This is a genomic window from Vibrio sp. 2130-1 (assembly GCF_033339515.1).
Genome location: NZ_JAWOUT010000001.1, coordinates 231,225 through 257,620 on the forward strand (window position 1 = coordinate 231,225; position 26,396 = coordinate 257,620).

At 44.1% G+C, this 26,396-nt stretch carries 25 protein-coding genes; 19 read left to right on the forward strand and 6 right to left on the reverse strand.

Translation table 11 applies throughout. From position 1 onward, the window contains the following. Positions 1–213: 213 nt before the first annotated feature. Positions 214–3,288, reverse strand: a complete 3,075-nt coding sequence (gene rne / locus R7Q09_RS01140; RefSeq protein WP_213903941.1) for a ribonuclease E — start codon at positions 3,286–3,288, stop codon at positions 214–216. Between the two features lie 639 nt (positions 3,289–3,927). On the opposite strand from rne, the gene rluC reads away from it, so the two are divergent. Then, on the forward strand, positions 3,928–4,872 hold the full coding sequence (gene rluC / locus R7Q09_RS01145) for a 23S rRNA pseudouridine(955/2504/2580) synthase RluC (protein ID WP_021033985.1): 945 nt from the start codon (positions 3,928–3,930) through the stop codon (positions 4,870–4,872). Positions 4,873–4,930: 58 nt separating this feature from the next. On the opposite strand, the gene R7Q09_RS01150 is transcribed toward rluC, so the two are convergent. Next, positions 4,931–5,512, reverse strand: a complete 582-nt coding sequence (locus tag R7Q09_RS01150) for a Maf family protein (RefSeq protein ID WP_054729223.1) — start codon at positions 5,510–5,512, stop codon at positions 4,931–4,933. A gap of 149 nt (positions 5,513–5,661) precedes the next feature. Here R7Q09_RS01150 and yceD point away from each other — a divergent pair, with 149 nt between their 5' ends. The 15 genes from yceD (at position 5,662) to R7Q09_RS01225 (ending at position 18,809) form a co-directional block, all read left to right on the forward strand. Continuing rightward, complete coding sequence (gene yceD, locus R7Q09_RS01155; RefSeq protein ID WP_005387307.1) at positions 5,662–6,186, forward strand: 23S rRNA accumulation protein YceD; 525 nt, start codon at positions 5,662–5,664, stop codon at positions 6,184–6,186. Positions 6,187–6,245: 59 nt separating this feature from the next. Then, positions 6,246–6,416, forward strand: a complete 171-nt coding sequence (gene rpmF / locus R7Q09_RS01160) for a 50S ribosomal protein L32 (protein ID WP_005396978.1) — start codon at positions 6,246–6,248, stop codon at positions 6,414–6,416. Between the two features lie 10 nt (positions 6,417–6,426). Continuing rightward, positions 6,427–7,452: a phosphate acyltransferase PlsX gene (gene plsX, locus R7Q09_RS01165; protein WP_017633846.1), complete on the forward strand. Its 1,026-nt coding sequence runs from the start codon at positions 6,427–6,429 to the stop codon at positions 7,450–7,452. A gap of 5 nt (positions 7,453–7,457) precedes the next feature. Next, positions 7,458–8,408, forward strand: coding sequence for a beta-ketoacyl-ACP synthase III (locus R7Q09_RS01170; protein ID WP_017821385.1), 951 nt, complete (start codon positions 7,458–7,460; stop codon positions 8,406–8,408). Positions 8,409–8,483: 75 nt separating this feature from the next. After that, entirely contained in the window at positions 8,484–9,407 is a 924-nt protein-coding gene (gene fabD / locus R7Q09_RS01175) for an ACP S-malonyltransferase (protein ID WP_213970715.1), read from the forward strand. A 45-nt stretch (positions 9,408–9,452) separates the two neighbouring features. Next, positions 9,453–10,187, forward strand: coding sequence for a 3-oxoacyl-ACP reductase FabG (gene fabG, locus R7Q09_RS01180; protein WP_031781117.1), 735 nt, complete (start codon positions 9,453–9,455; stop codon positions 10,185–10,187). 246 nt (positions 10,188–10,433) lie between these two features. Further along, complete coding sequence (gene acpP / locus R7Q09_RS01185) at positions 10,434–10,667, forward strand: acyl carrier protein (protein ID WP_004406112.1); 234 nt, start codon at positions 10,434–10,436, stop codon at positions 10,665–10,667. A 93-nt stretch (positions 10,668–10,760) separates the two neighbouring features. Beyond that, positions 10,761–12,011: a beta-ketoacyl-ACP synthase II gene (gene fabF, locus R7Q09_RS01190; protein ID WP_005372948.1), complete on the forward strand. Its 1,251-nt coding sequence runs from the start codon at positions 10,761–10,763 to the stop codon at positions 12,009–12,011. Positions 12,012–12,118: 107 nt separating this feature from the next. Beyond that, positions 12,119–12,934 carry an aminodeoxychorismate lyase gene (pabC, locus tag R7Q09_RS01195; RefSeq protein ID WP_213903939.1) on the forward strand — a complete coding sequence of 272 codons (816 nt, stop codon included), beginning with the start codon at positions 12,119–12,121 and terminating at the stop codon, positions 12,932–12,934. Continuing rightward, complete coding sequence (gene mltG, locus R7Q09_RS01200; RefSeq protein WP_151515008.1) at positions 12,931–13,947, forward strand: endolytic transglycosylase MltG; 1,017 nt, start codon at positions 12,931–12,933, stop codon at positions 13,945–13,947. The genes pabC and mltG overlap by 4 nt, the downstream gene beginning before the upstream one ends. Further along, entirely contained in the window at positions 13,944–14,576 is a 633-nt protein-coding gene (gene tmk, locus R7Q09_RS01205; RefSeq protein ID WP_005387350.1) for a dTMP kinase, read from the forward strand. The genes mltG and tmk overlap by 4 nt, the downstream gene beginning before the upstream one ends. Before the next feature lie 24 nt (positions 14,577–14,600). After that, positions 14,601–15,563 (forward strand): DNA polymerase III subunit delta', encoded by a 963-nt coding sequence (locus R7Q09_RS01210; RefSeq protein ID WP_005372955.1) that lies wholly within the window; start codon positions 14,601–14,603, stop codon positions 15,561–15,563. Next, a complete protein-coding gene (locus R7Q09_RS01215) occupies positions 15,554–16,321 on the forward strand; it encodes a TatD family hydrolase (RefSeq protein WP_005372957.1) in 768 nt (255 codons plus the stop codon). The genes R7Q09_RS01210 and R7Q09_RS01215 overlap by 10 nt, the downstream gene beginning before the upstream one ends. Positions 16,322–16,765: 444 nt before the next feature. Beyond that, complete coding sequence (gene ptsG / locus R7Q09_RS01220; RefSeq protein ID WP_005372959.1) at positions 16,766–18,196, forward strand: PTS glucose transporter subunit IIBC; 1,431 nt, start codon at positions 16,766–16,768, stop codon at positions 18,194–18,196. A 211-nt stretch (positions 18,197–18,407) separates the two neighbouring features. Continuing rightward, positions 18,408–18,809, forward strand: coding sequence for a hypothetical protein (locus tag R7Q09_RS01225; RefSeq protein ID WP_005396996.1), 402 nt, complete (start codon positions 18,408–18,410; stop codon positions 18,807–18,809). Between the two features lie 63 nt (positions 18,810–18,872). On the opposite strand, the gene R7Q09_RS01230 is transcribed toward R7Q09_RS01225, so the two are convergent. From R7Q09_RS01230 to R7Q09_RS01240, 3 genes are all read right to left on the reverse strand, one after another. Continuing rightward, the gene (locus tag R7Q09_RS01230; RefSeq protein WP_005372963.1) at positions 18,873–18,968 is read right to left on the reverse strand and encodes a MetS family NSS transporter small subunit; all 96 of its coding nucleotides are present in this window, start codon (positions 18,966–18,968) and stop codon (positions 18,873–18,875) included. Further along, positions 18,965–20,431 (reverse strand): sodium-dependent transporter, encoded by a 1,467-nt coding sequence (locus R7Q09_RS01235; RefSeq protein WP_213897726.1) that lies wholly within the window; start codon positions 20,429–20,431, stop codon positions 18,965–18,967. The genes R7Q09_RS01230 and R7Q09_RS01235 overlap by 4 nt, the downstream gene beginning before the upstream one ends. A 569-nt stretch (positions 20,432–21,000) precedes the next feature. Beyond that, positions 21,001–21,591: an outer membrane protein gene (locus R7Q09_RS01240; protein WP_053349626.1), complete on the reverse strand. Its 591-nt coding sequence runs from the start codon at positions 21,589–21,591 to the stop codon at positions 21,001–21,003. Positions 21,592–21,718: 127 nt separating this feature from the next. On the opposite strand from R7Q09_RS01240, the gene R7Q09_RS01245 reads away from it, so the two are divergent. Together R7Q09_RS01245 and R7Q09_RS01250 are read left to right on the forward strand one after the other, a co-directional pair. Next, positions 21,719–21,811, forward strand: coding sequence for a YnhF family membrane protein (locus R7Q09_RS01245; RefSeq protein WP_005372970.1), 93 nt, complete (start codon positions 21,719–21,721; stop codon positions 21,809–21,811). 44 nt (positions 21,812–21,855) lie between these two features. Next, positions 21,856–23,007: a patatin family protein gene (locus R7Q09_RS01250; RefSeq protein ID WP_005372971.1), complete on the forward strand. Its 1,152-nt coding sequence runs from the start codon at positions 21,856–21,858 to the stop codon at positions 23,005–23,007. A 108-nt stretch (positions 23,008–23,115) separates the two neighbouring features. Here the strand turns inward: R7Q09_RS01250 and pyk are convergent, their stop codons facing one another. Next, the gene (pyk, locus tag R7Q09_RS01255) at positions 23,116–24,558 is read right to left on the reverse strand and encodes a pyruvate kinase (protein ID WP_005372972.1); all 1,443 of its coding nucleotides are present in this window, start codon (positions 24,556–24,558) and stop codon (positions 23,116–23,118) included. Between the two features lie 410 nt (positions 24,559–24,968). Between pyk and R7Q09_RS01260 the strand changes: the two genes are divergently transcribed. Beyond that, on the forward strand, positions 24,969–26,186 hold the full coding sequence (locus R7Q09_RS01260) for an ROK family protein (RefSeq protein WP_005385828.1): 1,218 nt from the start codon (positions 24,969–24,971) through the stop codon (positions 26,184–26,186). Positions 26,187–26,396 lie beyond the last annotated feature (210 nt).

Genomic DNA, 26,396 nt, shown 5'->3' on the forward strand with positions numbered 1-26,396 from the left:
CAGCATCAGAATGGTGTCGAAAACTTGAGTCGGCGCATGCTACCGAAAAGTGTGATTAAGTTCAAGAATGATACGAATAATGGCGTACAAATGTGATCACGAATTGGTATTTATATGAACAATTTATTGGGCAAATATGAAGATAAAAAAGGCTACCAGATGGTAGCCTTTAATTTATTTATGCCGTTAAGCAGTTGAACGTAATGATTTAGCCTAGTTAAAGTTAGGCTTTGTCATCTCTGCTGATGCGCGGTTTTTAGCCACTTGGCTACCCGCACCTTTAGCTTGGTAACGTTCGGTTTTGAACGGTGCTGCTGCAACCGTGATTTCGCGTAGCTCTTGAGGGCCAGGTGCTTTCGTCATCGGTGCGCTAGCGTTTAGCTTAGCCGCAACTTTAATGGCTTCGACTTTAGGCTCTGATTTAGCTACTGGCGCTTCGGCTGCAATCTCTTTTGCTGCTTCAACCACAGGCTCTTCAGCAGGTGCCGTTTCTACAATGGCATCAACCGGTTCAGCATGTTCAGTTACAGGAGTTTCAACGATAGGCTCTACCGATGCTGTTTCTACTACTGCCGATTCAGCTTTTTCTGCGATTACTGTTTCAACAACAGGTGCTTCTACTACTGGAGCTTCCACTTTCGCTTCAACGGTTTCTTGAACCTTGTGTTCAACAACTGGCGCATCTGTTACGACAGGTTGCTCGCGACGAATAATCACTTTACCCATTGCCATTTCTGGACACGCAAAGCCACCTTGGATTGTAGGTACTGCTGCTACAGCTTCTTCCTTAACTCGCTCTTCCTTCTTAGGTGCTGGTTTCGGAATGTAACGTGGCATTACTTTACCCATAGCCATTTCAGGAGAAGCGACACCTCCCTTACGTAGGCGGAACGGGTTAGGGCGGCGATCACGGCCACGGCGACGACGCTGGCCGCTTGCACGCAGGTGACGTGGCGAACGACGATTACGACGTTGCTTAGACTCTGCTTGCTTGTTGTCTTGCTGTGCCTCTACCGCTGCTTCTGTTGGCTTTTCAACTTTAGCTTCAACCGTTTCTTGAGTCTTAACCGCTGTTTCTTCGGCATTCTTCTCAATCGCTTCTTGGTCTTTAACGCGTACAGACTTGTTCAATTTGCGACGTTGGCGGCGCTCTTTCACTTTTTCTGCTTTCGCATTTTGCTGCTTCGGTTTGCTCTCTTCTGGTTTTGTTTCAGTACGAGCTTCCGCTGCTAGCTGCAGACCTTTTTCCGCTACTTTTGCGTTTGCTTTCTGCTCTTGGGCTTTATCTGCCTGTTGAGCTTTAGGTTTACGCTTTTGGTTACGGTTTTGCGGTTTATTTGTTTGTTGTTGAGCTTCGTTTTGCTCATTAGCCTGCTCATCACGAGGCTTACGACGACGTCGGTTATCGCGATTGTCGCGGTTATCACGATTATCGCGCTGGTTGTTATTGCGACGACGATCGTTGCGATCACGTTTGTTACGTCGATTATCGCGATTTGGTTTTTTCTCTTCCTGAGGTTTCTGTTCTTCTTTTGTTTCTTCAGAACCACCGAATAGGAAGCTACCAAGTGCTTTAAACAGACGGCTGAACAATCCAGGTTTCTCTTCTTGTTCAACTTTCTGTTCTTTCTTCTTCGCCTCAGGAGCTGGTTTAGCTGCTGGTGCAGGTGCGGTTTGAGACGGAGCAGCAAAGCCTTTAAGAACTGGCTCTTCAATTCGTTTTGGTTTTACGTCAACTTCCGCTGGCTCTTTACCTTCTGCTTCTTTCATCGCTTCCAGTTTCTTAGGAAGTAAGTAAGAAATCAGATCGAACTCTTCGCCTTCACGAACACGGATAACTTCAAAGTGCGGTGTTTCCATATCAGAGTTAGGAACAACCGTAATTTTCACTTCTTGAATGCGTTCGATATGGTTTACTGAACGACGTTTTTCGTTCAATAAGTAAGAGGCGATTGGCACAGGTACGACTGCAAGTACTTGTGCTGTGTTGTCTTTTAGCGCTTCCTCTTCAATTAAACGAAGTACAGAAAGTGCTAGAGATTCGTTGTCGCGAACGACACCAGTTCCGCTACAGCGAGGACAGATGTGGTGGCTTGCTTCTGCAAGAGAAGGGCTCAAGCGCTGGCGTGACATCTCCAACAAACCAAAGCGAGAAATACGACCGATTTGTACACGAGCGCGATCAAGACGAACGGCTTCACGTAGACGGTTTTCTACTTCTCGTTGGTGACGAACCGGGGTCATATCGATAAAGTCGATAACCACTAAGCCACCCAAGTCACGTAGACGTAATTGGCGAGCAATTTCGTCGGCTGCTTCTAGGTTCGTGTTTAGAGCTGTTTCTTCAATATCGCCGCCCTTGGTTGCACGAGCAGAGTTGATATCGATAGACGTTAGTGCTTCAGTCGGGTCAATAACAATAGAACCACCAGATGGCAGACGCACTTCACGTTGGAAAGCCGATTCAATTTGGCTTTCGATTTGGTAGTGGCTGAATAGTGGAACTTCGCCTTCATATTTCTTAACGCGGTTAAGGAAATCAGGGCGCACCAATTGAATGTGCTCTTTTGCACGTTCGTAGATGGTGTTGCTATCAATTAAGATTTCGCCAATATCACGACGCAAATAGTCACGGATTGCACGAACGATAACGTTACTTTCTTGGTGGATTAAGAATGGAGCAGGGTTAGAGTCCGCTGCACCTTTGATTGCACCCCAGTGGTTAAGTAGTACATTCAAATCCCACTCAAGCTCTTCAGCACTCTTGCCAACGCCAGCAGTACGTACGATTAGGCCCATGCCCTGAGGCAGTTCCAAAGTACTTAATGCGGCTTTTAGTTGAGTACGCTCGTCACCTTCGATTCGACGAGAAATACCGCCAGCACGAGGGTTGTTAGGCATCAGAACAAGGTAACTACCAGCAAGAGAAATGAAAGTAGTAAGAGCTGCGCCCTTGCTTCCACGTTCTTCTTTTTCCACTTGAACGATAACTTCTTGGCCTTCCGTTAGCACTTCTTTGATGCTTGGACGACCTTGGTAGGTGTAACCTTCAGGGAAATATTCGCGGGCAATTTCTTTGAGAGGGAGGAAACCGTGACGCTCGGCGCCGTAATCAACAAATGCGGCTTCTAAGCTTGGTTCGATACGTGTGATACGTCCTTTGTAGATATTCGCTTTTTTAGATTCATGACCTGGACTCTCGATATCAAGATCGAAAAGTCGCTGGCCATCAACCAGAGCGACACGCAACTCTTCTTTTTGAGTTGCGTTAATTAACATTCTTTTCATTGAAAATTCTCGTTGTCTTTTCTTTTATATCTTTCTTGTCGACTTGCCACTGTTTTTTCGCTCTTTCACGGTGCCTGATCCCATGGCTTGTATTTTGCAGCCTCCCGGCTGGAAGGGGATGCTCTCGGGCACTTCAGTCATCACAAGCCTCTTGTGGTTTCTGTTGGAAACGTAGACTTGTGACCCGCTATTTGGGCGGTAGGTACTCAACGTGAATATGCGAGGAGTAGGGTGGCAAGAGTGTTGAATTCGATGTGTCTCACGCCAATGCTGCACTCGACCTTCAACGATCTACTCACATTGCTTGAGGATAAATGATTGGTAATGAATAAAATGTAACCAAACCTTCCTTAGCAGCTGTGAACTATAGCAGTGCGCGTGGCTATCAGCAATCTGCTTTCACGCAAACGATAGAAAATTTGCCGCTAAACTCAAAATTTCTATTTTATAACTGGCTGTTTCATAAGCAATTGAGATGTGCAAACTGTTCAAGACAGAAAACAAATTGAGAACTTGATTGAGAGTTTTAATAATTTAAACAAAAGCTTGGCGAAATTTAGACCAGTATGTGCCACCGAGTGTTTCTTTTACGACAAGAATAATGTGAAGTCGCACGAAATTGAGTTTACAATACCGTCCATGAACGAAATAAGAACAAAAGTCCAGTTCGTCGACATCGACGAAGATATGGCGGGTCAGCGCATTGATAATTTTTTGCGCAACCAATTAAAAGACATTCCTAAAAGCATGATTTACCGAATTGTGCGTAAGGGCGAAGTGCGCGTAAATAAAAAGCGTATAAAAGCAGAGTACAAGTTAAAAGCAGGCGATCTCGTTCGTATTCCACCGGTGACCGTCGAGAAAAAAGATGACGATGTCGCACCAAGTACGAAACTTAACAAAGTCGCTGAGTTGGAAAATATGATTATCTTCGAAGATGACCATATGTTGATTCTAAACAAACCATCTGGCACCGCTGTGCATGGTGGCAGTGGGTTAAAGTTTGGTGCGATTGAAGCGCTTAGGGCTCTGCGTCCTCAAGCTCGCTTTCTTGAACTTGTGCATCGTATTGACCGTGATACTTCAGGGATTTTGCTGGTTGCTAAGAAGCGTTCTGCACTTCGTCACTTGCAAGCCCAGTTTCGTGAAAAGACAGTAAAGAAGTTTTACTTAGCTCTTGTCATGGGGCAATGGAAAAGCAGTTGTAAGGTTGTGAACGCGCCACTGCTCAAAAACGAAGTGAACAGTATTGTTCGTGTTAACCCTAATGGTAAGCCGTCAGAAACGCGTTTTAAGATTTTGGAAAAGTTCGAACAAGCTACATTGATTCAGGCGAGTCCGATTACTGGTCGAACTCACCAAATACGAGTTCATACGCAATACACTGGTCACCCAATCGCTTGGGATGATCGCTACGGTGATCGTCGCTTTGATGCTTACACAGGTCAAGTTGGTTTAGATCGTTTGTTCCTACACGCGGCAAACATCAAGTTCCAACACCCATCAAATGATGAGTGGATGGAAATCAACGCACCGATGGAACCGAAACTAGAAAAAGTGTTGGCGGGTTTAAGAAACGCGTAACCATGTTTTCCTCGCGGATGCAAAAGGGAGCCTGTGGCTCCCTTTTATCGTATTTGGGTTAAAGGACATCGAGTCCTTGAACATGCAACATATCAATCAAATCAATCAATGGTAGTCCGACAAGTGTGTTCGGGTCTTTACCGACTAATTTCGTAAACAAGCAAATTCCCATGCCTTCGCTTTTAAAGCTGCCTGCGCAGTAAAAAGGTTCTTCCCTGTCGACGTAGCGTTCGATTTGTTCAAGTGTTAAATCTCTAAAGTGCACCTCGAAAGAATCAAAGCCGACTTCTGTATGGTTTGTGACGGTGTTATGTACCGCAAGACCAGTATAGAAAGTGATGACTTTTCCACTTTGAGCCAAAAGTTGATTTATCGCGTTATCTCTATTTAAAGGCTTGCCAACGATTTCACCATTAATGACACAAACTTGGTCACTGCCGATAACTAAACTTGCTTTATCCGTCTGGCAAGATATTGCTTTCTCTTGGGCCAGTCTCTGCACAAGTTCGGTTGGCGTTTCTTGGTCAAAAGGTGTTTCATCGCAATCAGGTGGTAAACAAACGAATGGTAGTGAGAGCTTTTCAAGCAGTTGTTTACGAAAAGGGGAAGTTGAGGCTAAAACCAGTTGGTAATTTTTCATTTTGAATTACAATTCGTGGGAGCATTTCCAATAGGATAATCGATCAAAAATGATTCTGGCTAATGCTCTGTATGTTAAGCGTAAAAAAGTACAACTTTTTTGCCTTTTTCTTTGACTAATTTTGATTTGGAAGATAATATTCGCGCCCTATGCAAAAGGTAAAAATACCGCGAACGGTTGACCCAGCTAAAGCTGCACAGAAACGATTGGATTACGATGGCATCATCCAAGCTAGTCTTTTCAAGCGCTTAGTGGAAACAACTGAAGGCGTAAAACGCGACGCAGAAGTCTCATTGTCATTTGGGATGGATGAACAGCGACTCGTTGTTATCTCTGGTAAAGCTAACATCGAAGTCGATTTAGAGTGTCAGCGTTGTAATGAGGTATTCGCACATGAGTGCGAAGTTGAATTCCTTTCTACTCCTTACTACGGTGAGAAAACAGAACAGGAAGCACCAGAAATTTATGATTTGGTAGATCTAAATGAATATGGTGAATTAGACCTCATACAACTTGTTGAAGACGAGTTCATCTTAGCATTACCTCAAATTGCGATGCACGATGAAGCGGATTGTAGCGTTGATTCAAATAACATGGTTTTTGGTGAGATTCCTGAAGAAATTGAGGAAGAAAAACCGAATCCATTCGACGTTTTGAAAAGTCTGAAAAAGTAATAGGTGTGGTAGCCGATTCTTCTTCAGGTTTTTAACCCAATAGTATAGGAGTAGGGTCAATGGCCGTACAGAAAAACCGTAAAACTCGTTCTAAGCGCGGTATGCGTCGTTCACACGATGCGCTAACTACAGCTGCTCTATCTGTAGACGCGACTTCTGGTGAAACTCACCTACGCCACAACGTAACTGCTGAAGGTTACTACCGTGGTCAAAAGGTTATCAACAAGTAAGGTTGAACCTTTGCAAAGTATTACCGTTGCACTTGATGCAATGGGCGGGGATTTCGGTCCACGCGTAACAGTGCCTGCCGCCGTGCAGGCACTGTCTCATTTCCCAGAGCTAAAAGTGATTCTTATTGGTGATCAATCTCTGATCACGTCTCAATTATCTCAACTCGGTACCTCGACCAGTTCTCGCTTGACTATTCTTCACAGCGAGAAAGTTATCTCGAACTCAGAAAAACCTTCATTGGCGTTACGTAATAGCCAAAATAGTTCTATGCGTATGGCTATCGATTTGGTTTCTGAGCAGAAAGCGGATGCTTGTGTTAGTGGTGGCAACACCGGTGCATTAATGGCACTATCGCGTTTCATTCTTAAGTTACTTCCTGGCATTGAACGTCCTGCTTTAGTTTCCGCTTTACCGACGATTACCGGAAAGCGTACTTGGATGCTGGATCTGGGGGCGAATGTATCGTGCGATGCTGATAGCTTGTTCCAATTTGCTGTAATGGGCAGTGCATTAGCTGAAGAACACTTGGGTCGTCCTCCTCGCGTTGCTGTACTCAATATTGGCGCAGAAGAGATTAAAGGTAACGATTTAGTCAAACGTTGCGCAGAAATGCTTTCTCAGACCGATGCGATTAACTTTGTCGGTTATATTGAAGGTAATCAAATTTTGCATGATGTTGCGGACGTCATTGTTTGTGATGGATTTGTCGGCAACGTATGCTTAAAAGCCAGTGAGGGAACAGCTCAACTTTTTATCGAAAAAATTAAAACCAGCATAATGGCATCAACGATAAAGGGTTGGATAGCTAGAAAGTTGTTTTCTAGGCTGTTTAATGAACTAAAAACACTGAACCCCGACCAGTATAACGGCGCAAGTTTGCTAGGATTGCGCGGCATTGTCATAAAAAGCCATGGAAGTGCGGATGTATCTGCGATTGTCAATGCACTTGGCGAGGCAGTACACGAGGTCAAACGACAAGTACCAAGCCGTATTAGCGATCGTTTGGAAGCGGTTTTACTCGAGAGGCATTATTAGTCTTCATGTATAGCAAAATTTTAGGTACTGGCAGCTACCTGCCATCTCAGGTGCGTACAAACGCAGATCTAGAGAAAATGGTAGATACAAGTGATGAGTGGATCGTTGCTCGCACGGGTATTAAAGAGCGTCGAATTGCTGCAGAAAACGAAACTGTAGCAGACATGGCATTCTACGCAGCTGAAAACGCTATCGATATGGCGGGTATTGATAAAAACGATATCGACCTGATTATCGTAGCCACAACGAGCAGTAGCCATACTTTCCCTTCATCTGCGTGTCAGGTGCAGGCAAAGCTTGGCATTAAAGGTTGTCCAGCTTTTGACTTAGCCGCTGCTTGTTCTGGTTTTGTGTACGCATTATCTGTTGCAGACCAACATATCAAATCTGGTATGTGCAAAAACGTACTTGTGATTGGTTCAGATGCTTTGTCTAAAACGTGTGATCCGACAGACCGTTCAACCATCATCCTATTTGGTGATGGTGCCGGAGCCGTTGTCGTAGGCGCTAGCCAAGAGCCTGGCATTATCTCTACCCACATATACTCGGATGGTCAATTCGGAGAGCTTCTAAGCCTACCTGTACCTGTGCGGGGGCAAGATGCGGATAAATGGCTTCATATGGCTGGGAACGAAGTATTCAAAGTCGCTGTCACTCAGCTATCGAAACTAGTAAAAGATACGCTTGAAGCCAACAACATGCATAAGTCTGAACTAGACTGGCTAGTGCCGCACCAAGCGAACTACCGCATTATTTCAGCGACAGCGAAGAAACTTTCGATGTCACTAGACCAAGTCGTGATTACACTTGATAAACACGGCAACACATCAGCTGCTACTGTGCCAACAGCACTAGATGAAGCGGTACGTGATGGTCGTATTAAACGCGGTCAAACTCTGCTTCTTGAAGCGTTTGGCGGCGGATTCACTTGGGGCTCGGCCCTTGTGAAGTTCTAAGTTTCACAAGAATTCAAAATTTAAGGTGCACTTGGTGCATCTTATTTCTTTTTACTTTGCTTAAAGGAAAACAACATGAGCAAGTTTGCTATCGTATTTCCAGGTCAAGGTTCTCAAGCTGTAGGTATGCTTGCAGAACTAGGCGAACAATATGACGTAGTAAAACAAACATTTGCAGAAGCATCTGACGCACTAGGTTACGATCTATGGGCGCTTGTTCAAAATGGACCTGCAGAAGATTTAAACGAGACTTTCCGTACTCAACCAGCTTTGCTAGCTTCATCTGTTGCAATCTGGCGTGTATGGCAGGAACTTGGCTTAGAGCAACCAGCCAACCTAGCTGGTCACAGCCTAGGTGAGTACTCAGCACTTGTATGTGCGGGTGTTATTGACTTTAGAGAAGCCATCAAGCTGGTTGAATTACGTGGTCAACTTATGCAAGAAGCAGTACCAGCTGGTACTGGCGCAATGTACGCGATTATCGGTTTGGCTGATGATGCGATTGCAAAAGCGTGTGAAGACGCAGCGCAAGGCGAAGTGGTCTCTCCAGTAAACTTTAACTCGCCTGGCCAAGTCGTTATCGCTGGTAGCAAAGACGCAGTAGAGCGAGCTGGTGCGCTATGTAAAGAAGCTGGTGCGAAGCGTGCGCTTCCTCTTCCTGTTTCAGTACCTTCACACTGTGCACTTATGAAGCCAGCAGCGGAAAAACTTGCTGTAGCTCTTGAGTCTATCGAATTTAACTCACCACAGCTGCCAGTTATCAACAACGTTGATGTGGTTGCTGAGACAGATCCTGCAAAAATCAAAGATGCGCTTGTTCGTCAGCTACATAGCCCAGTTCGTTGGACTGAAACAGTTGAACTGATGCACGAACAAGGCGTAGAAAATCTTCTTGAGCTTGGCCCTGGTAAAGTTTTAACAGGTCTAACAAAACGTATCGTGAAAACGCTAACTGCAGCAGCAGTGAATGATATCGCATCGCTAGACGCTGCGAAGTAATCCATCAAGCGATAAATTTGCGATAAGAAAAGGAAACACAACATGATGAATCTAGAAGGTAAGATCGCGCTAGTTACCGGCGCAAGCCGTGGTATTGGCCGCGCGATCGCGGAACTTCTTGTCGAGCGAGGTGCTACGGTTATCGGTACTGCTACTTCTGAAAGTGGTGCGGCTGCTATCAGCGAGTATCTTGGTGATAACGGTAAAGGCTTAGCGCTTAACGTGACTGATGTCGAGTCTATCGAAGCGACATTAAAAACGATCAACGAAGAATTTGGTGTGATCGATATTCTGGTGAATAACGCTGGTATTACTCGTGACAACCTATTGATGCGCATGAAAGATGATGAGTGGAACGACATCATCGATACCAACCTAACGCCTATCTACCGCATGTCTAAAGCGGTTTTACGCGGTATGATGAAAAAACGTGCGGGTCGTATCATCAACGTAGGCTCTGTTGTTGGTACCATGGGTAATGCTGGTCAAACTAACTACGCAGCAGCGAAAGCGGGCGTGATTGGTTTTACTAAATCAATGGCTCGTGAAGTTGCGTCTCGTGGTGTAACAGTGAACACTGTTGCTCCTGGTTTCATCGAAACTGACATGACTAAGGCGCTAAATGATGACCAACGTGCGGCAACTTTGTCGAACGTGCCAGCAGGTCGTTTAGGTGACCCACGTGAAATTGCATCAGCAGTAGTTTTCCTTGCTTCTCCTGAAGCAGCGTACATTACTGGTGAAACTTTGCATGTAAATGGTGGCATGTACATGGTTTAATGCGACAGTTTATGCAAAATAAGCTATTTTACATTGTGAAAAATAGCCTATAGTTGCAGTTAACTGTCATGAACTTGTCATGCTTATGCGCAAGATTTGTGCATGATTTAAGTCAAAAATGTATTGAAATTCGGTTAAATTCGCTAATTTTGTGGTTTGACCAGCAAGGACCCCCTTGCAACTTTCAATAGTTCGAATAAACTACGGAATCATCGCATTAGGCGAAATCTGTAAAGGAAAAGAAAAATGAGCAACATCGAAGAACGCGTAAAGAAAATCATTGTTGAACAGCTAGGTGTAGACGAAGCAGAAGTTAAAAACGAAGCTTCTTTCGTTGACGATCTAGGTGCTGATTCTCTAGACACTGTAGAACTAGTTATGGCTCTAGAAGAGGAATTCGACACTGAGATTCCTGACGAAGAAGCTGAGAAGATCACTACTGTTCAAGCTGCAATCGACTACGTAAACAGCGCTCAGTAATTAGCTCTCCCAGGCGGTCTCCTAGACCGCCTGTGTTCTTTCTAACTTCTTCTATCCTCTCATAGAAATATTCAATTCCCGGAGAATTATATCGTGTCCAAGCGTCGTGTAGTTGTCACTGGCATGGGTATGTTGTCACCGGTAGGCAACACAGTAGAATCATCTTGGAAAGCCCTGCTAGAAGGTCAAAGTGGTATCGTAAATATCGAGCACTTTGATACTACGAACTTCTCAACTCGTTTTGCAGGTCTTGTTAAAGATTTCGATTGCACAGAGTACATGTCTAAAAAAGATGCTCGTAAGATGGACCTTTTCATCCAGTACGGCATTGCAGCGGGTATTCAAGCTCTTGATAACTCTGGCTTACAAATTACCGAAGAAAATGCGGCTCGAGTTGGTGTTGCTATCGGCTCAGGCATTGGCGGTCTTGACCTTATCGAAACTGGCCATACTGCATTAGTAGACAAAGGCCCTCGCAAAGTTAGCCCATTTTTTGTTCCTTCGACCATTGTAAACATGGTTGCAGGTAACCTATCTATCATGCGTGGTCTTCGTGGTCCAAATATCGCGATTTCTACCGCATGTACTACTGGCCTGCATAATATCGGCCATGCAGCACGTATGATTGCCTACGGCGATGCAGATGCGATGGTTGCTGGTGGTGCAGAAAAAGCTTCTACGCCTCTTGGCATGGCTGGCTTTGGTGCAGCTAAAGCGCTATCTACTCGTAATGAAGAGCCTCAAAAAGCGTCTCGCCCATGGGATAAAGGCCGTGATGGTTTTGTTCTAGGTGATGGTGCTGGCATGATGGTGCTTGAAGAGTACGAACACGCAAAAGCACGTGGCGCGAAGATTTACGCAGAACTGGTTGGTTTTGGTATGTCTGGTGATGCTTACCACATGACATCTCCAAGCGAAGACGGCTCTGGTGGTGCACTTGCGATGGAAGCGGCGATGCGTGACGCTAACATCACAGGTACTCAAGTAGGTTATGTGAATGCTCACGGTACTTCTACTCCAGCTGGTGATGTTGCAGAAATCAAAGGCGTGAAACGTGCTCTTGGTGAAGAAGGTGCGAAGCAAGTTCTTGTGTCTTCAACTAAGTCGATGACGGGTCACCTATTAGGTGCTGCTGGCTCTGTTGAAGCAATTATCACGGTTATGTCTTTGGTTGACCAAATTGTTCCGCCAACCATTAACCTTGATGATCCAGAAGAAGGTCTAGACATCGACCTTGTGCCGCATACAGCGCGCAAAGTTGAAGGTATGGAGTACGCTATCTGTAACTCGTTTGGCTTTGGTGGTACAAACGGTTCTTTGATCTTCAAGAAGTTCGCTGAGTAACACTATCTAACCTAATTTAGATAAGCGAAACTTGTATTCTAACGGCTCGATGCTTAGCATTGAGCCGTTTTGTTTTATTTGTTGTCTGCTAATTTGAAGGTACGTGAATGTTTTGGGTAAATGGAGTTCCGCAAACGCATGTAGAGCTAGGTGATCGCTCATTCCAATACGGTGATGGAGGCTTTACCACCATCCTGACCCAAAATGGAGAGTTGGTTTACTGGCAAGAACATACTGAGCGCATGAGTGCTTGCCTTGACGCTTTGAAGATCTCTTCACCTGACTGGAAAGTTGTGCATGATTGGGCAAGCAAAGCGGTTTTATCTGACGCACGAGCGGGGGTGAAGATTCACGTTAGCCGCGGTATTGGTGGGCGAGGGTATAGCCCTAATGGGATTGAAGGCCCTATCGTGACGATTTCCAATTTTGCGTTTCCTTCTCATTATTCATCTTGGCAAGAACAAGGTGTGGACTTGGGCGTTTGTAATACTCGTCTAGGGATTCAACCTTTACTTGCTGGACATAAGCATAACAACCGTTTAGAGCAGATTCTCGCCAAGGCTGAAATCGACAATACAGAGTTTGCAGATGCAATAACGTTAAATGTGCAAAACCATGTCATTGAAACTACAATGGCCAACCTTTTTTGGGTTAAAGGTAATAAAGTATTTACGCCGGAGCTGACCTTATCAGGCGTTACGGGCGTAATGCGTCGTAAGGTGCTTGAGTTACTTAAAGTAAGTCATATTGAAGTCATCGAGGGGCGTTTTATACTTCCAGATTTTCTGAGTGCTGATGAGGCTTTCATGTGTAACTCAATATTAGGTGTCGCACCTATTCGCAGCATAGTGACATCGACCTCTAAGACTATATTTCCGATAGGAAAATTGACTCAACGACTGCAAGGGAATTTAACTACGTGATTAAAAAACTGTTGGCTTTTGTTGTGCTGATCGCAGTGATAGGCGCAGCAGCTGTTTTTTATATAATTTCACAGGCTAAACAATACGTTGAAAAGCCTGTTCTATTGGAACAACCTCAGCTGTTTACTGTAGAAAGTGGTACAAGCTTTCATCATGTCATGCGCGCCTTAGTTGAAGATGAGGTGATTGAAACATCGGAGTACATCCGTTTAATTCCTCACTTATATCCAGAATTGTTGCAAGTGCGAGCGGGTACTTACCAACTTGAGCCTAGTATGTCACTTTCGCAAACATTGGAGCATCTGAATACTGGAAAAGAATACCAGTTTGCGATCACTTTTGTTGAAGGCAGCCGCTTTTCTGAATGGGTAGATCAACTAAAAAGTGCTCCTTATTTAAAGCATGATTTAACCGATCTTTCAGAAAAAGAAATGGCTGCGAAGCTCGGAATTGAGAGAGAAAAGCTAGAAGGGTTGTTTTTAGCAGAAACCTACCATTACACAGCGGGTGCGAGTGAAAGCCAGTTATTAAAACGAGCGCATCGAAAACTCAATAAAATACTGGACGCTAGCTGGGAAGCTCGTCAAGAAAAGCTGCCATTACAGGATAAATATGAAGCCTTGATTCTCGCGTCTATCATCGAGAAAGAGACGGCTATTGATTCTGAGCGTGAGCGCGTCGCTTCTGTGTTTATCAACCGATTGAACAAACGTATGCGGTTACAAACTGATCCGACAGTTATTTATGGTATGGGTGACGCCTACGATGGCAACATTCGTAAGAAAGATTTGCGTACGCCGACACCATATAACACCTATACCATCAATGGTTTGCCACCAACACCGATTGCGATGGCTGGTGAAGCTTCCATTGAAGCGGCTTTGAATCCAGAAAGCAGCAACTATTTATATTTTGTAGCAAGTGGAAAGGGCGGACATGTATTCTCGAAATCCCTTGCTGAGCACAACCGTGCTGTTCGTGCCTATTTAAGAGAACTAAGAAAGAACAAATGATGAAAGCAAACTTTATTGTCGTTGAAGGCCTAGAAGGCGCGGGTAAAAGCACTGCGATTAAAACCGTTTTAGATACGCTAAAAGCGGCCGGTATTGAGGATATCGTAAATACCCGTGAGCCAGGAGGCACACCGCTAGCAGAAAAAATGCGCGCTCTGGTGAAAGAAGAGCACGAAGGCGAAGAACTTAAGGACATGACGGAGTTGCTTCTTCTGTACGCTGCACGTGTTCAGTTGGTTGAGAACGTGATCAAACCAGCTTTGGAAAACGGTCAGTGGGTGGTTGGTGACCGACACGATATGTCGTCGCAAGCTTATCAAGGTGGTGGCCGTCAGATTGACGCATCGTTAATGAAAAATCTCCGGGATACAACGCTTGGTGATTTTAAACCTGCTCTCACTCTCTATATGGATATTGACCCTCGTGTTGGGCTTGAGCGTGCACGTGGGCGTGGTGAGTTAGATCGTATAGAGAAGATGGATATTAGTTTCTTCGAGCGTACACGTGAGCGTTATTTGGAGATTGCTCATGCCGATCCTTCCATCGTTATCATTAACGCAGAACAGACGATTGAAGGCGTGTCGCGTGATATTCGGGACGCTCTAAACGAGTGGCTAGCTCGTCAATAAGTGAAACGTAAATTTAGGTGACTCATGTTAAATGATTATCCATGGCTACAGCCAATATGGGATAACCTCAAAGTAGGGTTAGAGTCGGACAGAATACCAGGTGCGCTTTTATTACAAAGCGAGCAGGGCTTGGGCATCGAAAAACTTATCGAGTTTTTTAGCCAAGCACTTCTTTGCCAAAATTACGCGAGTGAAGCATGCGGTTTTTGTCATAGCTGCCAGCTAAATCAATCTCAAAACCACCCTGATTTACACTGGATCAAGCCAGAGAAAGAAGGAAAGGCGATAACGGTGGACCAAATTCGCGCTTGTAACCGTCTTGCTCAGGAATCATCTCAGCTTAATGGTTACCGCCTATTTGTAATAGAACCGGCGGACTCTATGAACGAGTCGGCATCGAATGCGCTGTTAAAGACGCTAGAAGAGCCTGGGGCAAAGTGCTTGTTTTTGCTCGTTACCCACAATCAGGAGCGTCTGCTCCCAACGATTCGTAGCCGTTGCCAACACTGGGTTGTTGCGCCTCCGTCAGCGGAACAAGCGATGCAATGGATGCACGAACAAGGGGCGAAGCAAGTTCCTGCTTACGCCTTAAAACTGAATATGGGCTCTCCAATAAAAACATTGGATGCGTTAAATAATGGCGATCTCGAAGCTTACTTGGCTTTTGAACGCAGTTTTATTAAGGCAATGTCTTCGCCTGTTTCAGACGTTTCTGAGTGTGCTTCTTTAATCGCTAAACACTCAGAGCAATCACTAGACTGGGCATGGTATTTACTGACAGATGCTCAGAAAGCGCAGTTTGGTGTATCAGAAGCTCAAATGCTTCCGGGCGCGACAAAGTTTCAACCGGACAACTATAACGGTTTGTACTCATCAGCGAAGGCGCTGATGAACCTGAAAGCTCAGGTGCAAGCCTTTCCTGGCCTGAACCTTGAGCTACTATCAATGAATTGGTTAATTGAATCACGAGAGGCATTATGTTCGTAGATTCTCATTGTCATTTAGACAAATTGAATTACGACGATCTCCACATCAATGTGGAAGACGTTATTAACAAAGCTAAACAAGCAAACGTAACTGAGCTACTTTCTGTTGGAGTAACGCTGGATTCTTTCCCGAAAATGATGGAAATGATCGAGCCTTATGACAATGTTTATGCTTCGTGCGGTGTGCATCCACTTGATGTTGAAAGCGACTTTTCGATGGACGTATTGCGCCACCATGCGTCGAATGCAAAAGTCGTCGCTATTGGCGAAACGGGTTTAGATTATCATTACAAGCCCGAAACGGCCGCGTTACAGAAAGAGCGCTTTGAGCAACACGTTGATCTTGCAGTGGAGCTCAACAAACCTTTAATTATCCATACCAGAAACGCACGTGCGGATACTCTTGATATTTTGCGTAAGGGTGGGGCAGAGAAATGTGGTGGTGTTATCCACTGTTTTACAGAAGATCTTCCATTTGCTGAAGCTGCACTGGAGCTGGGGTTTTATATTTCTATCTCGGGGATTGTTACTTTCCGTCAAGCTACAGAGTTAAAAGAAGTGGTGAAGACTCTACCTTTAGAGAAGCTTCTTATTGAGACAGATTCTCCTTACTTGGCTCCTGTCCCTCATCGTGGCAAAGAGAATCAACCCGCTTATGTTGTCGAAGTCGCTTCTTATATTGCGCAACTCAAATCGTGCTCTCTTTCTGAAGTGGCACAAAAAACCACCGAAAACTTCCGAAATCTTTTTTTGCGATGAAAAAATAATAAGAGCATAAAAAAGGAGCTTAGGCTCCTTTTTTGTTGATAAAAACAACAGATACGCTCACGAGTTTAATGTTTACTAAAAATGTTGATTTAATAACATTCAAAAATCACAAATGTAATTTTGTTACTAAAAATAACATTGGGGCGTATTTTATTTACGCCTTAAAATTAATTATATAAATAATTAATTCTTTATAAAACAGTAATATAAGTGCAATGCAAACCTTTTCATCGGCTGTTTTTGGGTGTGATCCAAGACTTGTTTTGAAACTAAATTTCGTAACTGTGTGGAAAGTTTGAGGGTCATCAATATATATTTAGAGCCGGAAAATATAATGCAGTTGTGGTTACATTTTCATTGGGTGCTAACCTTTAGGCTACGGGGGTGTGCCGTTAGTGCCCAAATAATACTTATAAATTTATCAGGAGCATAAACATGTTTAAGAACCTTTTTGCTAACCTGCAAAAAGTTGGTAAGGCTCTGATGCTTCCAGTATCAGTTTTACCAGTTGCAGGTATTTTATTAGGTGTGGGTGCTGCCCATCTAAGCTTTATTCCAGAGATCGTTTCTAATCTTATGGAACAAGCTGGTGGTTCAGTATTCGGCCAAATGGCACTTCTATTTGCAGTAGGTGTAGCTCTAGGCTTCACTAACAACGACGGTGTTGCAGGTCTTGCAGCTATCGTTGGTTACGGCATCATGACGGCAACGCTAGGTGTAATGGCGGGCGTTATGGGTGTTGAGAAAATCGATACAGGTGTACTAGGTGGTATCCTTGTCGGTGGTGTGGCTGCTTGGGCATTCAACCGTTTCTTCAAAATCCAACTTCCAGAGTACCTTGGCTTCTTCGCTGGTAAGCGCGCAGTGCCAATCATCACTGGTTTTGCTGCGATCATCCTAGGTGTTATCCTTTCTGTTATCTGGCCACCAATTGGCGGTGCAATTTCTGCATTCTCTGATTGGGCTGCACACCAAAACCCACAGCTAGCATTCGGTATCTACGGTGTTGTTGAGCGTTCTCTAATCCCATTCGGTCTACACCACGTATGGAACGTACCGTTCTTCTTCGAAGCAGGTTCTTGTGTTAACGCTGCCGGTGAAGCTCAAAATGGTGTACTAACTTGTTACCTAGTTGCTGATGAAGCATCTCGTGCTGCTGGTAATGGCTTCGGTCAGTTAGCGGGTGGTTACATGTTCAAGATGTTCGGTCTACCAGCTGCAGCAATCGCAATTGCTCATTGTGCTAAACCAGAAAACCGTGCAAAAGTAATGGGTATCATGGCGTCAGCTGCACTGACTTCATTCCTAACTGGTATTACTGAGCCAATCGAATTCTCATTCCTATTCGTTGCTCCACTACTATACGGTATCCACGCTCTACTAGCTGGTTCTGCATACATCGTTTCGAACACTCTAGGCTTTGTACACGGTACTTCTTTCTCTCACGGTCTGATCGACTTCCTAGTTCTATCTGGTAACGCTCAGAAGATGGTGCTAATGATTGCCGTTGGTCTAGTTTACGCAGTAATTTACTACGTAGTGTTCCGTGGTGTAATCACAGCGCTTGACCTAAAAACACCTGGCCGTGAAGATGAAACGGAAAGTGCAGCTGTAACTTCTGGCTCTGATATGGGCGGTGAACTGGTTGCAGCGTTTGGCGGTAAAGCTAACATTACTGGTCTAGATGCATGTATCACACGTCTACGTGTAGCAGTTGCAGATACAGCAGCTGTTGACCAAGACAAGCTAAAACAACTGGGCGCTGCTGGTGTTGTAGTTGTAGCTGGTGGTGTACAGGCTATCTTCGGTACTAAGTCTGATAACCTAAAAACTGAAATGGATGAGTGGATCCGTAACCACGGTTAATCGCAGTCATTCATAGTAATGCATAAAAGGAGGCTTCGGCCTCCTTTTTTAGTTCCTATTTTATTAACTGACAGTTCCTTTTTAGTGTGATCCTAAACTCATCTTTACTTTTGCCAGTCTTTTCATACATCGCGCTTACTCATCGTTGACATATTGAAGCACCACTATGTTTGAATAGCGCATGATGTTTTTTTAATAATTGATAACGTGTATGAAGAGCAAATTAATTTTATTAGCAGGACTAGTTTCTAGTACCGCAATGGCGGCAAATGAGCCAACGAACTTGTCTGTTGGTATGGCTGTCGATCAACAGTTGAGTGTTGTTGTTGAGTTAGATAATAAGTATCGCGGCATTATCGGTAACGATGGTATGGCGTTTGATTACATCGCTAAACGTGGAACATTCGATCAAAACATGCCAGTGACCTGGTATGTTGGCGTTGGTGGTTGGTATGAGTGGGATGATGAGTTTGGTGTGAGAGTACCACTTGGTGTGAACTGGGATTTATCACGCGGCTGGGACCTTTATGGTCAAATACACCCAGAGCTAGATCTTTACAAAGGTGCTGACTTGCAACTTGGCGGCGCCGTTGGCATCAAGTACAGTTTCTAGAACAAAAGAAACATAAAAAAACGCCGGTAAATACCGGCGTTTTTTGTTTGGAATGCAATACTGCTATTGTTTATCCATGGCTCGCTTGATGCAAACGGCAGCTCCGCCCCAAGTGATACCTAAACCAATAACCATCATAATAATTGCGCTGATTGTCATTTTGCTGTCTCCTTGCGGTTCACTACGTTGATCACTAGACCAAAGATAAAGAGTGCGGCGATAAGTGCCCAGCCTAAAGTTAGATCATAGCCACCGTAGCCTTCAGTAAATAGGGCGTATAGCTTGGTCGCTAAGATAATGGCGAGCATGATTGGTGTAACGAAGCGTAAGCAGATCTCGAACCATTGACCAACAGAGAAATCAGAGCGCTCGTTAACGTAATTACGTACTTCTGGCACGCGCTTCAATAGCCACGCCATCAAGACAATCTCAACCAGACCACCAACCATGATGCCAACGTTGTTTGCAAAGTGGTCTACTAGATCGAGTAGCAGCAGACCGCCATTGGTAGCAAACGCCATAGAGACAACGAAGCCAATACCAATCACAACATTTGCAGCTTTTTTACGGCTCCACTTCAGCTTGTCGATAATGGCTGAAGTTACGGCTTCCATAATTGAAATATGCGAACTTAGACCAGCAACCACCAGTGCAAAGAAGAACAGTGGACCAAGAATATATGGGGCAGGTAGTAGGTTAATTGCCGCAGGTAAAGTAACAAAAGCCAAGCCAACGCCTGCAGATACCACCTCTGTTAACGGCTTACCTTGCTCTTGAGCCATGTAACCCAATACTGAGAAGATCATGATGCCGGCTAGGATCGAGAAGCCACAGTTGATCAACACGGTCATAAACGCGTTATTCGTTATGTCCGACTTTTCTGGTAGGTAGCTAGAGTAAGCTAGCATGATGGCGAAGCCGATACTTAGCGTAAAAAAGATCTGACCATATGCCGCTGCCCATACTTTCACATCCCAAATTTTGCTGAAATCGGGTTCGAACATGTAGTTCACGCCATCTAGAGCTCCTGGCAAGAAAATCATACGTCCGATTAAGAAAATCACCATCAAGAATAGGATTGGCATCATAATTTTAGATGCTCGTTCAATTCCTGATTTCACGCCTTTGGCAATGGCGGTGTAAGTAATTGCCCAAGCAATTACCATGGATAAAGCAATCTTCCATTGAATACTGCCTAAGTCTGTTGGTGAGTTGTCACCTAGCTTTAGGTATTCACTAAAGAAAAATGCGTTGGTATCGGTTCCCCAACCTTGAGTGAACGACAACCCAAAGTAAGAAATCGACCAACCGATAACAGCCACATAGTAAACGGCAATAACTGCAGCCACACCAACTTGGAACCAGCCAAGCCATTCAAATTTAGAATGAATTTTCGCAAGTGTTTTTGGTGCCGAGCCTCGGTATTTTTGTCCCATACTGAACTCAAGGATCATAAATGGAATACCGGCAGTGATCATGGCAAAAATGTAAGGAATAAAAAATGCGCCGCCACCGTTTTCATAGGCCATGTATGGGAAACGCCAAATGTTTCCCAAACCGATAGCAGACCCAACTGCTGCTAAGATGAATCCCGCCCGGGATCCCCATTGTTCTCGCTTCATATTTGACTCCTATAAGACTCCCTGAGGAATGAAGCTCTCTACGTAACACAGTAATAATTGCGCAAACAGTTGGAAGAAAGGACCGCTGTTATCCATCAGCTTTTCTATCCTTAATTCTAACTTCTTATAATTTTATAGAGCTATATTCTGGCTACTGTAAGAGAAAGTAGATTATTAATCTTAAAAAATTGATGTGTGTTTGATAAAACTGAAATATTTATCTGTTTTCACTGATCAGACTAACTTCTAATAATACTTAGCGCAATAGAATCTAAATGTTAATTCAGATGCGTTGTCTGGTTTTAATCTTGTTAAATTTGAGTTTGATTGTGGTTTTGTGTGGGTGGTTGGTTGTTTGTCTGGAATAAATGACTGGGATCTAATAATTGCTTTGGTGTTTAAGACTATTTTGATGAATTAGGGCGTACGGCTATCTTTTGTGCACCTATCTAGATGATGCTTCGTTACTTTGCCAAACAATGGTGTTTAGACGATATCCTTTATCGGCTCTGTGCAGGACTCGTTCAGCGTTCTTTGTGACGAGTCCTACAAAGGAACATGCATAAAAATTAGAAGCGGAAACTAAAACCGACATTTGATTGGAATTGGTTCATCCAATCAGTATCGAACTTAATGATACAGTTTGAGCCGTCATTAGGTAGAGTACAGGCGCCAGATGTATCGTTATCAACGACCGTTCCTAACCATCTCAGTTGGGCCGTTAATGCAAAGTTCTTTGAAAATTCATATTCCAGCCCTGCAAAAGCGCTAGCCGAAAATCCGTATTTTTTGTCTACCCAATCCACATCGGCATAAGAAGCGCCCAAACCTACACCGATATAGGTTTGCCAATTTTCTGCGACAGGATAGTACATGCTGCTTTGGAAGTGCAGATAATGTATATCTGCCGAGTTGGACAGCTTTTCAAGTTCCGTCGATTGATTGGAGTAAAACAATCCGATCCTTCCTTTTTCTAAGGGAGTCTCGACTGAAAGAGCGTAATTCACTGCGGGGTCGAGAGCGTATGTATTACCACTTTCATCCTCTACTTGGCCGCCTCCTGTATAGCCTATGTATGGCGTAACGATGATATTCGCTTGTGCATTGATAGCAGTACTCATCATCATGATTCCTACTAGCCAGCTGAGTTTTTGGTTCATGCCCTATCTCCTTATTATGACTAAGCTAATTGTGATGGGTTAGTCAAAATTGCGCGACTAAATTAAGCAAATCTTGAACATATTTCACACCGGTGTTATTAATTTGTTACATATTAAGGAGGTGTTTATGGAACACGATCTAAAATCCGCATTAATCATTGTGGTGACTGTTTTTGCAGTGCTTTTGTCATTTGGCATCATTGCTATTACAACAGCTTAAGATAACCACTTTTACCAAACGTTTTAACAAAATGGCGTGAGCCTATGATACGTAACAGCGGTATAATCACAGAAAGCCATGCAGAGCTTGATGTAAAAGTTTATGAGCACTTTAGGCATGGTAAAACTGCTTTAGTCACGCAAGGTGGAGGGCAGAGAGGGATTTTTACCGCTGGCGTTTTAGACGCCTTTTTACTTTCCAACTTCGATCCTTTCGATGAATTCTATGGCACCTCTGCCGGAGCACTCAACTTATGTTCTTACTTGTGTCGTCAACATGGCATGGGCAAAGCTTTTATTACCGAGCTGACAACGTCTCCTGAATTTTTTAATCTGTTTCGCTATATCCGAAAGCAGCAGTACTTAGGTTTAGAGTGGGCATTAGAACGGATTCAAGATTTCCCATACAAGCTTGACCTTGATTTAGGTCGCAGTGCATTGGGAAAACGAGGAGCTTTTGCTGCGGTAACGAATATAGAGACGCTATCAGATCAATATCTACCAATCTTGGATGACTCGTGGTTTAACACTATGCTAGCGACATGTGCGATTCCCAAGTTGTACCACGGACCTGTCGACGTAAATGGCAATAAGTTTGTGGATGGCGGCGTGTCTGCCTCTATCCCTGTACAAGAAGCGTGGCGTCAGAATGCTCGCAACATTATTGTCATTCGCACAGAGCCGTTTTCAGAGATTGAAGCGAGAGCCCAAAGTGAAGTGGGGGATGTGCCTGTCGAATGGTATCGGGAGTCTATCAACTCAGTACAGCAATCATGGCAGCAAAAAGTGAATCAGTGGAAGCTGGATTGGGCGTCGTTCTTCCAACAAAAAATTAATGCAGCACATCAATCGAAGCTTGCAGGGAAAATGCTGTTAAATGGAGGTCGTTGGTTGTTCGGTGCCGATAACTTGTATCGTTTAAGTCATCTGATTGGTGAGAATTTTGATTCAGGTTTAGCCGACATGCTGATGATTCATTATCAAACATTTGAGCTCACTCAGGCCTTTATATCTGCTCCACCTGACGACACTTTTATTTTACAAGTTGCGCCTAAAGAGGGACTTCGTTCTTCTTCTTTGTTAAGTGACCAAGAGTCACTAGAGCATGACTATCAACTTGGGCTTCAAGCTGGGTTTAACCTAGTTCAACTCTATGACCAGCTGGATGTTGAAATTGATGGTAGAGAGAGTGCATAAACCTTCTTACGTTCACGATGTGCGCAATATACAAAGCATATAAATAAGGCTCCATTTTCGGAGCCTTATTTGCGGGTTCTTGTGGTTAACTCCGGTTAGGTATAACGACTACGCTTGTAGAATGCGCATGCAGTTGGTTGAGCCCACAACATCCATTACATCGCCTTGAGTAATAATGACTAAATCACCTTTGTGCAAGAACCCTTGCTCTTTAAGGCTAGTAATCGCTGCTTGAGCCGTTGGTAAACCCGCATCACTTTTTGACTCGAAATATACAGGTGTCACGCCTCGGTATAATGCTGCTCGATTTAGTGTCGATTCATTCCGTGATAAGGCAAATATTGGCAAGCCAGAGCTTAAGCGAGACATCATCAACGCAGTCCTGCCGGACTCAGTTAACGAGATCATCGCTTTAATTCCTTCCATGTGATTCGCAGAGTACATGGTTGCCATTGCGATGGTTTCTTCAGCGGTTTCGAAGGTTCTATCTAAGCGATAGGTTGATAGACTTGCCTCCGACATTTTTTCTGCCCCCACACATACTTCGGCCATGGATTTGACCGTTTCTACAGGATATTTACCTGCAGCGGTCTCTCCAGAAAGCATCACCGCGTCAGTGCCGTCTAGAACCGCATTGGCCACATCCATCACTTCAGCACGCGTTGGCATTGGGCTAGTAATCATGGACTCCATCATTTGTGTCGCAGTAATCACGATACGGTTTAAACTGCGTGCGCGGCGAATCAGTTTTTTCTGGACACCTATGAGCTCAGGGTCACCGATTTCTACACCAAGGTCACCACGTGCAACCATCACCACATCGGATGCGAGAATAATGTCGTCAATAGACTCATTGGTCGCGACGGTTTCTGCTCGTTCGACTTTAGCCACTAACATGGCTTCAAGGCCTGCATCTCTGGCTAAGCGTCGAGCGTAATGCATGTCTTCGCCGTTACGCGGGAATGAAATAGCAAGGTAGTCTACTTGAATTGCTGCGGCGGTAAGAATGTCGGCTTTATCTTTCTCTGTGAGCGCATCGGCTGACAATCCGCCGCCTTTTTTGTTGATCCCTTTATTGTTGGACAGTGGACCACCGACAATCACACGGGTATGAACTTTATTACCCTCTACTTTGGTAACTTGCAGCTGAACGCGTCCATCATCGAGTAATAAAATGTCATTTGGTGAAACATCTTGCGGTAGTTCTTTATAATCTAACCCTACAGATTCTTGATTGCCTTCACCTTTTGGTAAATCACTATCTAATGTGAATTTATCGCCCACATTCAAAATGACTTGGCCGTCTTTAAACGTTGATACACGGATTTTAGGGCCTTGTAAGTCACCAAGAATTGCAACCTGACGCCCAAGTCTTGCTGCAATGGTACGGACTTTGTTCGCACGTTGAATGTGGTCTTCACTGGTTCCATGTGAAAAATTCATACGGACAACGTTTGCACCGGCTTTGATGATCTCCTCAAGTATATTGTCCTTATCCGTTGAAGGACCCAGCGTAGTGACAATTTTTGTTCGTCTTAATTTGGAAGTCATAGATTCTCCGATGAATGTGTGTGTAAAGGTAACTTGAACTCTATCCTTACTTTACGCAATCGCTCTCAAGGTTAGCCTCGTTGCTGAGCCCACACCTTAAAGCTATTTGAATATAAGTATATGCACAGAATGTTTACATTAAGAGTAACCCCGGTAAAACAGACAGATATTCGACAGGCAATGGCCTTATTGATAAAAATGCGCTGCTTTAAAGGCACTACTTCATAATTTAGTGAATAAAAATAAGTTATTTTTCAAACAATTTAACAGGAGTAGATTCTTCGTTATTTGATTGAATACACAAACAAACAGGTTTATACGTGATGCTTGTCACGGGGATTTATTAATTCACTTCACAATTAGTTCGCAAAGTAAAAAAATTGTCCCGTTATAGAATTTCGGAGTGCAAGATGTACATGGCTCAACCGGGCCATATTGATCATATCAAACAGGTCAATGCTGGTCGTGTATATAAACTAATTGACCTAAAAGGTCCTATTTCTCGAATTGATTTGTCCAAGCAGAGTGAGCTTGCTCCTGCTAGTATCACCAAAATCACTCGAGAATTAATTGAAGCGCACTTGATTCATGAAACGACAGTACAAGAAGCGACGAGTCGTGGTCGACCTGCTGTCGGTTTGCAGGTCAATAATGAAGGCTGGCAATTTTTGTCAATGCGTTTGGGGCGGGGTTATTTAACCATTGCTTTGCATGAGTTAGGCGGTGATGTACTGATCGATACTAAAATCGAGATACACGAGCTTGACCAAGACGATGTGCTTGAGCGCCTGCTTTACGAAATTGATGAATTTTTTCAGACTTACGCGGATCAACTGGATCGGGTTACCAGTATTGCCCTTACACTGCCTGGTCTCGTGAACTCAGAGCAAGGTGTCGTTTTGCAGATGCCTCATTACAATGTCGAAAATCTTGCTCTTGGACCAGAGATATACAAAGCAACAGGCTTGCCAGTTTTCATTGCCAATGACACGCGAGCTTGGGCATTAGCAGAAAAGCTTTTTGGTCATTCTCAAGATAATGACAACTCCGTTCTTATCTCTATCCACCACGGTTTAGGTGCGGGCATCATTCTGGATGGGCGCGTTTTGCAAGGCCGTCACGGTAACATTGGTGAACTCGGGCATATTCAAATTGACCCAAATGGAAAACGTTGTCATTGCGGCAATATTGGTTGTTTGGAAACCGTTGCCAGTTCTCAAGCAATTCGTGAAGAAGTCGTAAGACGAATCGCTGATGGCGAAGACTCTATTCTTGCTAAACAAGAAGAAATGAGTATTGAGAGCATTTGTGAAGCCGCTGCAAACGGTGATCCTTTGGCCGTCGATGTGATTGAAAAACTTGGACGCTACTTAGGCTCTGCAATTGCTATTGTGATCAACTTATTTAACCCTGAGAAAATCTTGATCGGTGGTGTGATTAACCAAGCAAAAGATGTGCTTTATCCTGCGGTTCGTCGCTGTATCGAAGAGCAGAGTTTACCTGTTTATCACCAAGATCTTGAGCTGGTGGAGTCTCGTTTCTATAAGCAAGCCACAATGCCTGGTGCCGCGTTGATTAAGCAAGCGTTGTACGATGGTCAACTATTGATGAAGGTTGTGGAAGGTTAAGTACTTTTTAACATGATGATGTGCCTGGCTGTTGAGACTGCATTTGTAGGTGATTTAGGGTGAGACTTAACGGCTCACCCTTTTTGATCGCCTATTACTAGAAAGGGAATTTGAGTTATGTTGCATTGCTATATCTGCGCCATTCATGTAATTTCCTAAAAAGCTCAAGTAAATAAACAAAATGGCTTTCAATGTGCTGCGTGACTTTGC